This window comes from bacterium (genome assembly GCA_016708025.1).
Taxonomy (GTDB): Bacteria; Zixibacteria; MSB-5A5; order GN15; family FEB-12; genus FEB-12.
This window is the reverse complement of record JADJGQ010000001.1, coordinates 1,164,648-1,179,997: the sequence shown is the minus strand read 5'-3', so window position 1 is coordinate 1,179,997 and position 15,350 is coordinate 1,164,648. Positions and strand designations below refer to the sequence as shown.

At 54.0% G+C, this 15,350-nt stretch carries 14 protein-coding genes; 6 read left to right on the top strand and 8 right to left on the bottom strand.

The features are described from left to right. Positions 1-114: 114 nt before the first annotated feature. From IPH75_05170 to fusA, 6 genes are all read left to right on the top strand, one after another. Positions 115-1,545 carry a hypothetical protein gene (locus IPH75_05170; GenBank protein MBK7141454.1) on the top strand — a complete coding sequence of 477 codons (1,431 nt, stop codon included), beginning with the start codon at positions 115-117 and terminating at the stop codon, positions 1,543-1,545. 31 nt (positions 1,546-1,576) lie between these two features. Further along, positions 1,577-2,590 carry a hypothetical protein gene (locus IPH75_05165; protein MBK7141453.1) on the top strand — a complete coding sequence of 338 codons (1,014 nt, stop codon included), beginning with the start codon at positions 1,577-1,579 and terminating at the stop codon, positions 2,588-2,590. 53 nt (positions 2,591-2,643) lie between these two features. Beyond that, positions 2,644-3,234: a 23S rRNA (guanosine(2251)-2'-O)-methyltransferase RlmB gene (gene rlmB, locus IPH75_05160; protein MBK7141452.1), complete on the top strand. Its 591-nt coding sequence runs from the start codon at positions 2,644-2,646 to the stop codon at positions 3,232-3,234. A gap of 15 nt (positions 3,235-3,249) precedes the next feature. After that, positions 3,250-3,630 (top strand): hypothetical protein, encoded by a 381-nt coding sequence (locus tag IPH75_05155; GenBank protein MBK7141451.1) that lies wholly within the window; start codon positions 3,250-3,252, stop codon positions 3,628-3,630. Positions 3,631-3,786: 156 nt separating this feature from the next. Continuing rightward, positions 3,787-4,392 (top strand): YceI family protein, encoded by a 606-nt coding sequence (locus tag IPH75_05150; protein ID MBK7141450.1) that lies wholly within the window; start codon positions 3,787-3,789, stop codon positions 4,390-4,392. A gap of 191 nt (positions 4,393-4,583) precedes the next feature. Further along, the gene (gene fusA / locus IPH75_05145; GenBank protein ID MBK7141449.1) at positions 4,584-6,668 is read left to right on the top strand and encodes an elongation factor G; all 2,085 of its coding nucleotides are present in this window, start codon (positions 4,584-4,586) and stop codon (positions 6,666-6,668) included. Positions 6,669-6,826: 158 nt separating this feature from the next. Here fusA and IPH75_05140 read toward each other — a convergent pair whose 3' ends face one another. From IPH75_05140 to IPH75_05105, 8 genes are all read right to left on the bottom strand, one after another. Beyond that, entirely contained in the window at positions 6,827-7,921 is a 1,095-nt protein-coding gene (locus tag IPH75_05140) for a hypothetical protein (protein ID MBK7141448.1), read from the bottom strand. Positions 7,922-8,350: 429 nt separating this feature from the next. Then, on the bottom strand, positions 8,351-9,322 hold the full coding sequence (locus IPH75_05135; protein ID MBK7141447.1) for a hypothetical protein: 972 nt from the start codon (positions 9,320-9,322) through the stop codon (positions 8,351-8,353). Beyond that, entirely contained in the window at positions 9,319-9,897 is a 579-nt protein-coding gene (locus IPH75_05130) for a hypothetical protein (GenBank protein ID MBK7141446.1), read from the bottom strand. Before IPH75_05130 ends, IPH75_05135 begins: the two co-directional genes overlap by 4 nt. Positions 9,898-9,907: 10 nt before the next feature. Beyond that, positions 9,908-10,495 (bottom strand): hypothetical protein, encoded by a 588-nt coding sequence (locus IPH75_05125; GenBank protein MBK7141445.1) that lies wholly within the window; start codon positions 10,493-10,495, stop codon positions 9,908-9,910. 15 nt (positions 10,496-10,510) lie between these two features. Next, positions 10,511-12,286: a hypothetical protein gene (locus IPH75_05120; protein ID MBK7141444.1), complete on the bottom strand. Its 1,776-nt coding sequence runs from the start codon at positions 12,284-12,286 to the stop codon at positions 10,511-10,513. Further along, positions 12,286-13,452, bottom strand: a complete 1,167-nt coding sequence (locus IPH75_05115; GenBank protein ID MBK7141443.1) for a cytochrome c3 family protein — start codon at positions 13,450-13,452, stop codon at positions 12,286-12,288. Before IPH75_05115 ends, IPH75_05120 begins: the two co-directional genes overlap by 1 nt. Positions 13,453-13,460: 8 nt before the next feature. Next, positions 13,461-14,423: a hypothetical protein gene (locus IPH75_05110; protein MBK7141442.1), complete on the bottom strand. Its 963-nt coding sequence runs from the start codon at positions 14,421-14,423 to the stop codon at positions 13,461-13,463. Positions 14,424-14,436: 13 nt separating this feature from the next. Continuing rightward, positions 14,437-15,348 (bottom strand): hypothetical protein, encoded by a 912-nt coding sequence (locus IPH75_05105; GenBank protein MBK7141441.1) that lies wholly within the window; start codon positions 15,346-15,348, stop codon positions 14,437-14,439. Positions 15,349-15,350: the final 2 nt, after the last annotated feature.

Genomic DNA, 15,350 nt, shown 5'->3' with positions numbered 1-15,350 from the left:
TTGGAATATTAGTCTGTCGGTTATATTGCATCGGGCCACTTCTCGTTTGCCTCAATGCCTCATTTGGCATATTTTCTTCACATGGAGTAACCTCCAGAAGGGAGAGGATCTGTCGTGCAGCACATCACCAATGCCGGCACCTTGCGCCTTGTTCTGACTGAAAGAGAACTGGCTCGCGCCGAGTTGGCCAACACGCTTGCCTTTTGTCAGGCGGATTTCCTTCCGGATAAACTGACCGACCTGCAGCGCCAGATGCATGCCCATGATCTTTCCGAGAATCTGCTGGTCGAATGGCGACGGTGGTTCCTTCAAGCTGAATACGCGGACTGTCACTGTGCCAAATGCGACTCCGAACTGACTCTCGATCAAGCCGAACTCAATTCCGGGCATTTTACCTGCCCCGATTGTCGCACTGAGCAGCCCATTCCATATGCCTACCTCGAACCGAGATCAGATTTTGAGAATCTTCAGCGATTGAACGAACGAATCCTCACTGAATTCGATGATGCACTTATTGATTGGCAGACCCTTCCGGATTCACTCTCTGACCAGGAGCTTCTTTCTGTCCTGAGTGAGGCTGGCCCGGGACTGAATCGTGCAACCAGCGACCGGATCATCTGCCGACTGGCCCTCCGGGGCGTGACTGTCGATCAATTGATCACTTCCTTCGACCAAGCTCGCGCGAGCAAACCGCTCTACCAGCCATTTAATCATATGGATTTTCTCGGCGGCAACAAGCCCGTCTACCTCGGGGTGCAGCAGGACGAGATCACCGAACCTGATCCAACTGAACCGCAACCCGCACCTGAGCCATCCGAATCCGAGGCTACTCCTGAGTCGACACCCGCCCGCGTTTTCCACCGGAACAGGGAAGAGGTGATCGCAGACCGTGGTGATTCCCGCGACTTGGCCGGCGGGGTCATCCGAGCTATGCTCGCTATCTCTTCGATGACGGCTATCGCCGCATGGCTGTTGCTACCTCCGCTTGACTCAAGTGTGCGAGTTTTCCTAGATAGACTCCTCGACGGATGGAGCATCGACAAAAGATCCTTGCTATCACAGTCTGGATTTGCCGCTCAGGTCCTGGCAGTCATTTCGATTACATCCGCCTACTCGCTATTCAAATGGCTGGGATCGCTCCATGAAAACATCGAACGAGAGCCAGCGCCCGCGACATCTCTCGGACTCACCCGGCACAGCATTCTGTTGGTGATTCCCCTGCTGTTTTATCCGCTCTATTACCGTCTGGCGTCAGGGATTCGCGAGAAGGCGATGGAGAACAGACTTGGAATCGGTTCTTTCGATCTTGCCTCGAATCAAAACAGTTCACGCTTCGCCGCGACAGTCCGTACACTGGCAGCCAATCCGTCGCTCCTGATTCTCTTTGCTTATTGGGATCTTTTTGTCTGGTGGAAATGCACATATTCGGATGGAGCCATTCAGCCGATCTGGTGGGGATTGCTTCCGGTTCAAGTGTTGATACAAATCCTTTGCGCCGGCTACGTGCGCGCCATCATGCGACTGCAACGCCCTCCGATCGCTTGACTAACAGCGGGGTAAATGCTATCTTATTGACATGGGGAAATCTGGTACCGGGCCACGCGGCATGCAATGCTTTGCTCTCATCCAGCGCATATTCTATCTTTCCTTGATGATCGGTGTCTGTCTCGCTCCGATTGTCCGAGCAGATTTTACGGTTCGCAGCGAGTTCCTTTCACAGGCTACGTATGGAGAGACAAAGTACACGTTGAGTGGGCAGATGGTGACGTATGTAAGCCCAGTCGGTATTCGCGCTGAGGTCACCTATGACAAGAAGTTTTATTACTTGCCGGATAAGTACGTCGCCGTCCTCAGATTTGACAAAAAGCAGGCATGGCTCGCTAAGCCAAACAACGGAAAACTCCACTGGATCGACTACAAGAAGTTGAAGAAGAGCCTGAGAAAATACAATCGGGCCATTACCGCTCACCTGGCTTTTTTTAGCGGAGAGAACGTAGCTGATACGCTCGATCCCGCCGATCAAAAGGACTTTCAGTATTGGTGGAATTGGGGAGAACAACCGGATCAGGTTATGCTTGGAGATAGTTGTAATACCTCGTGGAGATCGTTCTCCTGCCGCTATGGTAAAGAACGGCAGGACTCCATGTCCTTGCGCTGGACCGCTCAATGGTCCAATACTTCTCCGTTGCTCGACACGTTGGAAGCCTATCTGAACTTTTTGGAAGATAGCATCTTTGAGAGCTCCTGCCTGAACTGCCAGTATGCTGGTCTGCGCGATACCAGCGTGTTGCCGCTTTGGTTCAGAATCCCCGGCAACTTTACTTCTTTGCTCATTGCAGATTCGCTGAACAACCCGAGCCTCAATTACTGTTCGGTAGTGAGGCGAGATCGCTATCAATTGGAGTATATTGACAAGAAGTCAAAGATCCATCCTCAGGAGATGCGGTCCGAGGAGATAACCACAATCCGCCTGCAGAGCTACGATTTTGATCCGCTTCCCGAATCGCTCTTTAAGCAACCCAAAGACCTGATCCGCGGACCGGCGACCGACGATGATGTCAGGTTTCTCATCTCCATGCTCATGCCCTGACCTCATAGCAAATTAGCTTGGCAATTCGTCGTCGGCTCCCTACCTTCAGTCCCATGGGACAAAATCCGCGCTCGCTTCAGCAACGTCGCCACACCCACTCCGCTCCGAAGGGGAGAGGGCGTACCCTCGACGAAAATGGTCTCTTTGAACTGATTGAACGGATCAAAGGACCGGCCTTCCTTTTGGTACTCGATGGCGTCCAGGACCCCCATAATTTGGGGGCCTGTATGCGGACTGCCGAGGCCGCCGGTGTTCATGCCCTGATTGCCCCGCGTGACCGAGCCGTATCGCTCACCGAAACAGTCAGTCGTATCGCCGTGGGTGCAGCCGAAAAGCTCCCCTTCGTCCAGGTAACCAACTTGGCTCGTACCCTCGATCAGCTTAAGGAACGGGGCATTTGGATAGTCGGGGCCGCCTCTGAAGCTACCGAATCTCTCTACACCACGGATCTCTCCGGTCCCTTGGCAGTAGTAATCGGCTTTGAAGGCTCCGGTCTGCGTCGGTTGACGCGCGAAAAGTGCGACTTTCTGGTGCAAATCCCTATGCTTGGGACAATGGAGAGCCTCAATGTCTCAGTCGCCACAGGCGTCTGCCTCTTTGAAGCTGTCCGCCAACGTCTCGGCCAGTCTCCTTCCAGCAAGTAAGTACTGCGGGCTTCCATGAAACCGATCCTGATCGCCGGTACGACGATAGTCAACCTCGCCCTGATCTCCTACAGCATCGCGATAATCACCGAACAGCGCCAACACCGGGTGACTCCCCGTGTCCGGACTTTCCTGACCGCGGGCGTCATCCTTGATATCACGGCCACAGCCTGCATGATAATCGGCTCGACCAATTCACCGTTCACGCTTCACGGAATACTCGGCTACTCGTCACTGGCCGCTATGACCGTGGACACTGTATTCATCTGGCGCCACTGGTTGCGAAATGGAGAGGAGCTGGTGCCTCGCCCGCTCCACTTGTATTCCCGCTACGCTTATCTCTGGTGGGTAGCCGCCTACATCACCGGGGCATCACTGGTTCTGTTTGTCGACTAAGCGACTGATTCCTAATAGCATACGCGGTGTCGTTAGAGTAGTCCTTGCGGTGTACGGCGTCCGAGGGCCTCTCTCTGGAACCAATTAGTCGAAGTTCTGTTTAAGTTCAACAAGTACCAAAACTTACAGCAAACCAAACAGTGTTTCGGAGGACCCATGAAATCTGCCCGCTCAATTGCGGCCGCATTCGCGCTTCTTGCTCTCTCTGCTATCGGTATTCAGGCCGAAGAATGGAAAGTTGATAGAGTCCATTCGTCAGTCAATTTCACCGTCAAGCATATGATGGTCTCTAAAGTGAACGGTCAGTTCACCGATTTTGACGGTGCGGTCAACCTCGATCGTGGGGATATGTCCAAAACTACCGTAAATTTCACGATTAAGACCGCCTCGATCAATACCGACAACGAGCGACGCGACGGTCACTTGCGTAGCGGTGACTTTTTCCTGGCCGATTCCTTCCCGGATATCACCTTCAGCTCTACCCAGGTGATCCCGGTCTCTGACTCAAAGTACAAACTGGTGGGAAACTTGACTATTCGCGGTGTCACCAAAGAAGTTACCTTTGACTGCACCAATAACGGATACGTCGACACTCCGCAGGCCGAACGGTCCGGCTTTACTGCCACGACCACGATCAATCGCATGGACTACGGTGTTAAGTGGGACAAGACGCTTGATGGCGGCGGCTTGGTGGTCAGTAACGATGTTCTGATCACAGTCGAACTCCAGATTGTGAAGCCGAAACCGGAAGCCAAGGGCTAATCCGCTTTCGCGCCTCCGCATGAACCTCTGACCCGTTCCCCTCGGAACGGGTCTTCTTTTTGTCCCGCAAAGCCTTATCTCCGGTCAAATCCGTTTGACAAAATCCCCGTTCTGCTATATCATGAGAGTTTTCGAGGAGATGATAGACTATTACAGCGCCGTTTGGCGGCATACATAACGGAGGATAGCTGGTGAAAGAATTTGCATCGGACAAGATCAGAAATGTCTGCCTGGCTGGCTCTCGTGGCTCGGGGAAAACCAGCCTGACCGACACCCTGGCATTCCTGGCAGGAGCCAATAACCGCGTCGGACGCGTCGATGAAGGCTCGTCACTCTTCGACTACACCGAGGCCGAGATCTCTCGCAAAACCTCGCTCTCGCTGAAACTCCTTGCCGCCGTCCACCAGGAGACCAAGATCAACCTGATCGATTGTCCCGGCCACATCGAATTCATGGGCGAGTTGTACTCCGCCATGAAAGTGTGCGAAACCGTCGGGATTGTCGTGGATGCCCTCGCGGGCATGGAGATCGGGACACGGATTCAATGGCGGGCGATGCCGAATGAAGGATTGGCCCGCTTCTTTTTTGTCAATAAGATGGATCGCGAAAACGTCAAATGGCGCGCCGCCCTCGACTCCATTCAGACCGTCATCGGCAAACATGCCGTCGCTATTCAGATCCCGATTGGCGAAGCCGAGTCTTTCAAAGGGATCATCGACTTGCTGCATATGAAGGCTTACACCTTCGATGCTCAGGGGAAACGCCAGGATATCGACATCCCGGCCGACCTTAAAGCCGATGCTGAGGCGCAGCGGGAGGCCCTCGTTGAGACCGCCGCCGAGACCGACGATGCTCTCATGGAGAAATTCTTCGCCGATGGTACTCTTTCTGAAGCTGAAGTGCTCACCGGTCTCCGCAACGGAATCCTTAATGGACAGCTTTTCCCGGTTCTCTTTGGCTCGATGTCCAAAAATATCGGTGCCCGCATGATTCTCGATTTCATAGTCGAATATCTGCCGTCGCCGATGCAGACGCCGCCTGTCGAAGCGGTCAAGACTGGTGGCACGGACAAAGTAATGGTTAAGTGTGACCCCAACGGCAAGACGCTTGGATTTGTCTTTAAGACCATTTCTGAGAGTCACATGGGGGATATGTCCTTCTTCCGGGTTTACTCAGGGAAACTTCATCCCGGCTCAGAACTGGTCAATCAGAAGACCTCATCCTCGGAGCGCATCGGCCACATCTATACGTTCCAGGGAAAGAACCGCGTTGATATCGACGGCGCTGTCGCCGGTGATATCGGTGCTCTGGTCAAGTTGAGAGACACCCATACCGGCAATACGCTTTCCGAAAAAGACTTTTCAGTCAGTATCCTTCCGGTCAATTATCCGAACCCGGTCATGGATGTCGCTGTCAGACCGAAGGCCAAAGGCGAAGAAGAAAAGATCGGAACTGGTCTGAATAAACTGCATGAGGAAGACCCGACCTTCCGCGTCCATAACGATGGCGCCCTCCACCAACTGGTCCTGTATGCACAGGGCTCAACTCATATTGAAGTGCTGATGGAGAAGCTCCAAAAACGCTTTGGCGCTGATGTCGAACTGGCGAAACCAAAGATCGCTTACCGCGAGACCGTTCGCGGCAAAGTAGAGAAGCAGTACAAGCATAAGAAACAATCAGGTGGTCGTGGTCAATACGGTGATGTCTACATCCGTATTGAACCAAACACCCGCGGTGCCGGTTTCGAATTCCTCAACGAGATCACCGGTGGCGTTATTCCCGGCAAGTTTATCCCCGCAGTCGAAAAGGGAGTGGTCGAGCAGATGGCCCACGGCGGTCTCGCCGGCGCTCCGGTCGTGGATGTCAAAGTCGCGCTCTATTTCGGTTCGTACCACGATGTCGACTCGTCGGATATGGCCTTCAAGATCGCCGGTTCGATGGCCTTCAAAGAAGGCTTCCTTGAGTGCAAACCGGTCCTCATGGAGCCAATCTACAACCTCGAAGTTCTCGTGCCGAATGAGTTCACTGGCGATGTGATGGGTGATCTGTCGTCCCGTCGCGGGAAGGTACAGGGGATGGATCCGGATGGTCCCAACCAGAAGATCCGCGCCCAGGTTCCGCAGGCTGAGCTCTACCAGTATTCTGTGGACCTCCGGTCAATGACTCAAGGGCAGGGACTCTATACGGTCGAGTTCTCGCATTACGAAGATGTACCGCGTGATACGGCAGAGAAGATCATCGCCGAAGCCAAGGCTGATGCTGCCGCCGACGCCTAAACCAATATCACAGAGCGTATATCAGAACGGCGGGTATCCGTACCCGCCGTTTTTCTTTGCTCACAGAGACCTTCCCAACTAGGCCTCCATCAATATATACGCAAAAAAAGAGGAGAGCCGTTGGGCTCTCCTCAAAGAAGTCAGATCGTGTCAAGGTCTCACTGACCGTGGCACTGTCTGCACAGGCCCATGTAATCAGTGCCGCCACCGTTTTCGGTGATGGGCTGGGTCACGGCCGTATTGTAATCATAGTTCGGGAAAATCAAACCATAGGCATTCTGCGTGCCGTGGGCTTTGTGGCAAGTCATGCAGCTCGGCGTAAAGTCGCCGACGCCAGTGGTCGTGCCAAGAGCCGTACCCTGCGTGCCCCAGTTACCGGAGGCAGACATGGCTTTCACGCGATAAGTGCGAGCGCCCCACGCGGACATACGGGAACCGCCACCGCCGGCAGCACCTATGTCAGCATTGGAGACCGGGTGACGCAGCCACTCAGCAAGAGTGGAAGTGGAAGCCTGATTCCGCATATTGGCGGAAGCGGCATTGCCATGGAAGTCACCGTGGCACTTGGAGCAGAACGCGGCGTAGTCGGACGCAGTCGCGACCGGCTCGTTGAAATCAACGTCGTCGTTGTTGTAGGAAGCCGGGAAACGCTCAAATACGTCTTTGGTCAGGTCGTTGGTTCCAACGGCATAGCTCATGTAACCAGCGGCAGCGCTGCTGCCCGGCCATGAAAGGTTACGATAGATCGAGGTCGCCGTGGCGCCCGAGCCAGCCTTACGGCCATGCTGGGTGTGGCAATCCGTGCAATCCAGACCGTCTTCGTTGGTCCATGCGCCTGTCGAGGAAGCGCCGGTCTGACCCGGAGCTACGCCCATAAAGCCGAGAGAGTGACCATCGGACTCGTGATAACCAGTGACAGCCTCACCAGCCTTGTTCAATGCACCACCCAAACGGTTGGTGACGGAACCAGACGGAGCGCCGAGAACGTCCGGAGCCCAGAAGTTACCATCGTGGCAAGTCAGGCAGAGTTCGTTCACGTGGTTACGCAGCAAATAGTGGAACGGGCCACCAGCGCCGAGTTCAACATTACCATGACCGGAGACGCCATCGTCCGTCAGGTTGTGTGCTTCGCTGAAGTGCATGACGTGGCACTCAGCGCAGTTCAACGTCGTGCCGGAGTGATAGTCACCAGCCGTCGCGTTGATCGCCAGGAACGCCATGAAAGCGATTCCGAGAGTGATTAGCTTCTTCATACGTGTTACCTTTAACGTTACCTTAAAAGTGTTTCTAAAAACAAATACCAAGTTAGTTTTCGTTTTCGTAAGAGACTTCAATTCCTGCCGGTGCCGCCTCCTTTCACTGGCCAATAAGTGACTCTATCAGCAATTCGTGTTGGTGCGATACGACAGGGAAGAAGGGCCATGCTGACATAAAGTAAGGAAGAGCCGCATCCGGCTAAACCAGTAGTTTTGTGATTTACTTCACAAGCCAGCATTTAATCGTCAACCCATCCTCTTCCCACCCCGGGGGGTGGCGGACTGAAACAGTCCTAAATCCGGTTTAACTGTTTTGTGAAAAAGATAGCAATACGGAAAAAAATGTCAAGGGATATTTTAGACTTTTTAATCAATTTTTGGTTTGATTTAACCGACTGGTATGTAATGATTTGATTCTAACTCAACTTACCGGATTTCACACCGCTGGATTCGCCCGAGCACTTTTTCGGAGATAAAGAAGGTATTTTTTGTCCCAACACTTAGACCGATCGGATAGGTGAATTCCCCCAATCTTTCCCCGTACCCCCCAATATTAGATACAAACTCTCCATCATCCGAAAAGACCTTTATCACATGCCGCAGGGCATCGGATACCCATATCCTTAATCGTCCATAACTGTCTCGATGCACTACCACTCCGGAGGGGAGAGAGAAGTCTTCCCGGTCGACATTATGCCCACCCCAACCTGTCTTGAAATTCCCGAGAGTGTCAAATACCTTAATTGCCGGCATCGCATACAGGTCAGAAACACATACGAGACCTTCGCCCACCCCTATCCCAACCTGGTTGGTGAAGTTCTCTGGACGTTCCCCCTTTTCCCCGATCTTCCTGATCAACTTGTGGTCCTGATCGAGGAGGAGAATAGTCTGCATATCGCCGGAGACTGAAATATACAGCCGATCCAGTTCGTCGATCGCCAGCGCCTCCGCCTTCAGCTTCAGGGTTGTATCTGCCAAAACTCGATTCGGGTAGATCCGGCTGATCGGCTCACCCCGAAAATCGAGGAAATCCACGTAATCGACCAGATTGTCTGTCAGGTAGATATTCCCATCCCGGGTGACAGCAATCGACTTCGGTTCACCCGGAATAGTCCGTCCGGTCAACGGGTCCGTCACAAAGTGGCTTACTGTGAATTTGACATTCAGATTCCGGTCGTAGATTATCAGCCGTGGGCCGGCCGCCACAAAAACTTCGTCAGTCCGCGGGTCGCAGTAGATCCCAAGCGGTGCCCGTAGTCTCCCGCCAACACCATTTTCAAACGTATAGCCGGTAAAATAGACAGAATCCGCCAACGTCTTGGTTTCTTCGGCGAACGAATCCCCTGTCCCAACCATTAGGGAAAAGAGCAGGGCCATGACCAGAGTGCGCCAGATCATTTCGTAAACAACCCCGAAATGGTGCCTGTTACGTCCATCACCATCTTTTCGGCCAACTGCTCGGCAGAGCGGATCGCCCCGATCCCGAACAACAACTCCGCATTATCTCCACTGCCATGCGACACAGAAGCCCAGACTGTGCTATGCGTCTGGCAGTCGATCACCTTAGTGTTGAATGAAACGCGGGGGACCTTCCCCAGGAAATTGTCATCATATTCATCGAACTCCAGCACCGCGCCCGTGATCAGGTAGTCAACGTTGAGTGTCGATGCCAGACTGTCGATCTGTGAATCCGTCAGCAGGGAAGAGGAGCGGATCCGATGCATCCGGAGGATCTCGAAAATACTGCCGCTTTCGACCAGCGTGAATTTCTTCTCGTCGGCCATCAGCACATAAAAGTATTCCGTCAGTTTAGTGGCGACCTGCTCTTTGCCGCTCAGGTTTTCGAACGGGAGGATCGCGACCCGAGAACTCTGTCGTAATTCGGCCGCTTTCCCTTTGCGTGCGACCATGTGCGATGCACAGCCGGTCAGCAACATGAGGAACGCCAGCCCGATCAGGAGATTCCGACGCATAACGCTACCCTCACTTCACCTTTCCCAGGAAATCGCCGGCCGCGCTGCGACAGACTTTCGAGGTCATCTCGCCGAGCGTATGGGTTTCGCCAAACGAAAAGATCGGGAATTTTGGACCTCCTCGTTTCGTCGTTTCGTATGTCCATGCAACCTTGCCCGTCTGACAGTCGATAAACCGTATGTTGAGCGACACGAGCGGGAATTCTTCCGTCCCCACCCGGACCATGCCGTACTCGCGAACCGCTCCGACAAACAGTCCCTGAACCCCGGCATCGCGGCCGATCGTCATCCCTTCCTCGATCGTCAATTGCTCCGGGAGATTGGCGCGGTCATCTTTGACCGTCGTCTTGAATGACTTGAGCAGGTCACCCATATTGGCCATCTCGACCTCACCGCCGATGAGCAGTTCAGTCACAAAACTGGCCGTCACCTTTTCGGATGCGTTGCGGTCACCACTCAGGTTGGAGAACGGCAGGACGCCGACCTTTTCATAAAAGCCGAAATCCGCTTCGCTGTTCACGTACGTTCTCGGCCCTCCGCAGGAGTACACGACCAGCATGGTCGACAGTGCGAGGAGTAACAGGTAGAGCCGTTTCATAATCTGCAGGTCCTTTTATAATTGAACGTTAAAAATCACCTGGACCGAGCGGTCGATCGTCTTGAGCCCCTGACGAGTCGGCGTCTCGGTATATAAATACGCGGTCGTTAATGTCGTCCGCGCTGACAAATTCATCAGTATCTGACCATTGATCGTGTACGGTACGAGACTGACTGTCCCTGGAAGTCCCGCTGTACCGGTCGTGAGCGCTTCCTGCTCCTGGCGGTTTGCCGACAGGCTGATCGTAAACGCCCGCCGGAATGAGTAACTAGCATACCCGATCCAGGTGCCGGATTCAATATCCAACGCCTGATTGACTGAGTCGCTCCGGAAAGATGCGTTCAAGACAGTATACAGGTAGCTGATATTGAACGAGAGATTCGCTCGCGGCATATAGCTTGCGCCTATATTGATATTCTGCGAGTAGCTGTGCCCCAGTGCCAGCTCGGCTCCCTGGTACAGCGCGGTCATGTTGATCCGCCCTTCAAGCGTTCGCGTAAAATAAAAACGTGAATTGATCGAGCTGTTCATCTGGTAGCGCTGTTCAGGGAGCGAGGGCTCCGAATTATGAACCAGCGAGGCATCGACCAGCGTACGGATGAATCCATATGGTTCGAAACCGAGCGATGCGTAGTAGGTATCAAGCGTATACTTTTCGTCTCCCGAGAGAGTAACTTGCGGAGACTGCTGCACCCAGATCCGGGAAACCGTCATCCGCGTGTCGATTCCGCGGCGCAATCCTCTCGTTACCGTCGCGGCGAGCGACAGATTTTCATTCACTTCATTGATATCACGTTCACGATTGATCTGGTATGACTTGGTGGCATCGAATGAAAGATACCCGAGTGGACGGTAACTCACCTGGCCTGCGTACGACTGATTCTGCGACTCAAATTTGCTCCGGTCGATCTTACTTTCGGCAAAACGACCGCTGTAGGAAGTAGATGCAACTAGATGGTTCCACTCCTGAGTCCCCAGCATTGCTGCTACCGAATGATTGTTGCTCCGGGTGATCGCTTCGATTCCGCCATTCTCGCGGCTGTTCCGGGTATTGTAGTAGGTGTAGTTTCCGGAATAAAATCCCAGGTTGCCAACCTGCTTGCTGGAACTGAGCGTGCCGGTGTAACTGCGCTGCACGTTAGTGAATGGAAACGCTTGTCGGCTTTCTTGCCGAAGGTTCGCATAGTTGACGCGCGCCGACACCAGGTTCATGGTGTAATTCGATTCCACCAGAAAATTGCGCGTCTCGCCATCGATCCGCCCGGTTCGCTCTTTATCCCACGATTCGTTTCGATTGTACACAAAAGCCAGCGATGGTACTTTTGGGTACGACAACGCCAGGGTATTGCGCCACTCGCGATGAATAATGTCAACTCGGCGCAGCCCTTCGCCGGTCTGCGTGACCGCGATCTGCGTATATGGGCTATAACTGCTGGAGAGGAAATAGCCGAACGACCGAAGTTCCGCCGAATATGTCGGACGAAACTCCCGATCATCGGTCAGGCCAAGCTCCCGTCGATTGAGATAAGCGGAGAGACGTAGACGGTTTTTGTACCAGAGGACATCCTCATAATTCAGCAGGAATGTCTCACTATTCAGGTCATCCGAGCTGTTCACCGGCAGAATCACTTCATCGTACTCCTCAGTCCCCGGACGTTGCACCAGCGTCAGCCGATCTCCGATCTGCTCAACATGCTGCCAGGAGAGCGTGCCGGTGCCATAGATCCGCCCTGCCTCAGCGTCTATTGCGCAGAATCCGATCAGGAAGAGTATAGGCAGTACTCGCCTCATTAGCGGCGCCCTCTCCCGATCTTCCCGGCGGCAGGTGACTCGATCACCGTCCCTGCGTTATTCCCCGGATCTGGATGGTGCACATTGTACGAGGTCGGTGAACTGTAGTCACTACCGTGACAATCATAGCAATGCTTAGGATGGCTGTATGCATGGGGCATCGGGTTGGCGGAAAGTGGCTGTAAGGTGATTCCCTCCACCGGACTGCCGCCCTGACCATCGGAGGAAACATGACAGCCGAAACAGAACCGTCTGACCTGAACGTTATCATTCTGTATATCAGTAAGGCCATACCAGCCGGGTCGTTCATCCGAAAGGAGAAAACCATTGGCTCCGCCATTTGCATATCCCTGCGAGCCATGCGGATTGTGGCAATCATAGCAGGGGAGACGGCCACCGCTTGGAACATAGCCATTTCCATCGGATACACCATGTCCGCTTCGTTCATCCGGATTGATTGAGCGATCATAGTAATCAGCGATATGCTTTGATGATTCGTCCATGCCGAGCGGGCCATTGATATCGTGGCATGACAGGCAAAGTTCGTAATTCGAGGCCCGCGCGCCTATCTGTGACCCAACTATCCCGTTGAATGTTTTGTCCAGCATATCGCGGCTCGAGCTGCCGCCGTGCACATCATGACAATTATCGCAGGAGCCATTGCCGAATGCATCTCTGATCGGCATATCAACGTCAATGTAATGCGGTGAATAGATCGGATTCTGCCACACGACGCGTCCCGGCCACCGCACCAGATTGTTTACTCCCGGTATCCGAGTCCCAGCCGAATTGTATTCAAAGTACCCGGGGTCCGTCGAGCCCAACGGGAGCCGATTGATCTCGGTCGCCGGATAACCGGTCGTTCCACCCGATGGTTGATCTGCGTGACAGCCCCCCTCTGACTGTGCCATGCAGAGTTCGTTGGAGTTCTCCTGAAAGAGCCCGTAAGGTCGCGCCATTCCTGCATCATGTCCTGAATGGCACTGTACGCAGCTCCCTTTCGGAAATGCCGCCAGACGCTGTACGCCGTTCAGTGATGAACCGTGGGGTGACTCGCGGAAACTCCCCTGTGCCACAGCCATACCCACTGTCGCCAGCACAGTAACTAATGACCATGCCGCAATCCCGGTGGTTCTCAAACGACTGTATTCTTTGCCTGGTCTCATGATCTCACTCACTTATTGTGGCACTGTTGGCAACCGGCAATGTATCCGAGCCCGCCTTCGATATAGGGCCACAGCATCCCACGCTGATAATCCGATCCGTGGGATTTGTGACAACTGACGCATCCGACCTGATTGGTAACCTGCGGTATCCGGGCGGTGATATATGATGTCGCCTGGGGCGCCAGATAGGGGACGCGCATTATGCCATCCCCCGAGCCGGGCGTGAAGCCCTCGCCAACACCACCTACCCAGTGAGATGCATCTGCGTGCGGTTCGTATCCATATTCGTTCAACGCTGTATTGCTCGGATGACCGTTGAAGTGAGCCGGCAAGGCGCCGGTCGTATTCTGACTGAGCTGGTCGTGACAGGCAACACACCAGGCAGTCATCTGCTGGGTGATGTAAGCGGAGTTTTCGCGCTCGTATGCGATCGGGGTGATTCCCGCGCTCGGTGGCACACTCGGTTTCTGCTCAGTCATGACATCCAGATCCTCGATCACCTGAATATCCGCTCCAACTCCCGCCGGGTCATGGCTTAGATTCCGGAAATTGTTATTTCCGTGGACAGCATGACAACTGGCGCAATTCAGCTCCACAGACTGGGCCATTCCCTGGAGGGGCATGACGACTGGAATTCCGATCGCATGGCCGTTCGCATTCTCAACCCCCATCAGCCCAAAATGACCCGCACTGCTCTGCAGGGAAAGCGTACTATTGTACATCGTAATCGGTTGCACTACATCCGGAGCGGTTGGATCTGACCCATCATGACAGGAAAGGCAGAGCTCGTTGACCGAGTTCTTCTTGAGCAGATAACTGAATGCCCCTTCCGGCTGCTCAAGTTGACTGCTTGCATGTTGCAGGTGGCAATCTCCGCATTTGAGCGACCCGGCAATGTGCCATTGTCCCGCCCCGACTGTCCCCGCAAGAAACAGACTCAGGATCGAAACAAGTGCAAGCCTTCTGCGCATATCCTACCTCGCCTTACAGGATGCTCCAGATGGAGACGGTGCCGCGTTCATCCACCAGGATCAGTTTGTTGTCGACCGTCACCGAGGCCGCCAGCGGAACAATCCCTGGGGGAGTGAGGTCGTACTCATCAACCGCTGTTCCCGTCTGGTCGTATACTCGCCATTTGCGATTTGAGGCATCCACCACCCAGATCATCTCCTGCCGAGTGATCGCCACCGCCGCGGCCTCCCATGTCCGCTGACGGTCGGGCATATTCCAGTCGGCCGTAAACAGCAATGATCCGCTCGTCGAAAAGACCTGCAGCGGATAATCTCCTCGATCTGAAATGATCAGCCGTCCGGAGAGATCGCGCTCCAGATCACTTGGTTCCCAGACCTTGCCGCGCGCTCCATGCCCATGTGCGACTATGACCTTTGTGTATCCCCAGGTAGAGTCTAATAGCACCACCTGCCCGAGTTCCGGGTCAAGGAGCAGATACCCGCTTTTATCCAAAACCAAGTGGGAGATCTTGCGAATCTGACTTGGCTTAAGCGTTGCCGCCAGGTCAGCCAGCGTGTCGCACTGCTCCGGGGTTGACTCGTTAACCCGAAGCACCAATTTCTCTTTGGTGACGACTAACAGGGAGGCATCATTTTCGAAGTTGAGCGCGCATGGTCCGTTCAGGAATCCGGTTTCCCCGATCACAAACGCCAGTTGACCGGAACTCTGAAAAACAAAGACACGATTCAGATTCTCATCGGCGACCGCAAACCGGTCGCTGGTAGGGGAGACCGCCAGAGCGGAAAGCCGGGAAAACGCATAACGACCGGCTCCCGTCAGTGATGCTTCCATCACCGGAGGAGATGACTGAGCCGGAACAGAAATTGTTCCGGCTAAAATCAGCGTTGCCGCGAGCAAACGCAATAATCTGGTAGTTCGTCCCATCG

What these genes read in the sequence shown, in the direction of transcription:
- IPH75_05165 (MBK7141453.1), top strand. Translation starts at nt 1,577, where the DNA reads ATGGGGAAATCTGGTACCGGGCCACGCGGCATGCAATGCTTTGCTCTC.
- rlmB (MBK7141452.1), top strand. Translation starts at nt 2,644, where the DNA reads ATGGGACAAAATCCGCGCTCGCTTCAGCAACGTCGCCACACCCACTCC.
- IPH75_05155 (MBK7141451.1), top strand. Translation starts at nt 3,250, where the DNA reads ATGAAACCGATCCTGATCGCCGGTACGACGATAGTCAACCTCGCCCTG.
- IPH75_05150 (MBK7141450.1), top strand. Translation starts at nt 3,787, where the DNA reads ATGAAATCTGCCCGCTCAATTGCGGCCGCATTCGCGCTTCTTGCTCTC.
- IPH75_05140 (MBK7141448.1), bottom strand. Translation starts at nt 7,921, where the DNA reads ATGAAGAAGCTAATCACTCTCGGAATCGCTTTCATGGCGTTCCTGGCG.
- IPH75_05135 (MBK7141447.1), bottom strand. Translation starts at nt 9,322, where the DNA reads ATGATCTGGCGCACTCTGGTCATGGCCCTGCTCTTTTCCCTAATGGTT.
- IPH75_05130 (MBK7141446.1), bottom strand. Translation starts at nt 9,897, where the DNA reads ATGCGTCGGAATCTCCTGATCGGGCTGGCGTTCCTCATGTTGCTGACC.
- IPH75_05125 (MBK7141445.1), bottom strand. Translation starts at nt 10,495, where the DNA reads ATGAAACGGCTCTACCTGTTACTCCTCGCACTGTCGACCATGCTGGTC.
- IPH75_05120 (MBK7141444.1), bottom strand. Translation starts at nt 12,286, where the DNA reads ATGAGGCGAGTACTGCCTATACTCTTCCTGATCGGATTCTGCGCAATA.
- IPH75_05115 (MBK7141443.1), bottom strand. Translation starts at nt 13,452, where the DNA reads ATGAGACCAGGCAAAGAATACAGTCGTTTGAGAACCACCGGGATTGCG.
- IPH75_05110 (MBK7141442.1), bottom strand. Translation starts at nt 14,423, where the DNA reads ATGCGCAGAAGGCTTGCACTTGTTTCGATCCTGAGTCTGTTTCTTGCG.
- IPH75_05105 (MBK7141441.1), bottom strand. Translation starts at nt 15,348, where the DNA reads ATGGGACGAACTACCAGATTATTGCGTTTGCTCGCGGCAACGCTGATT.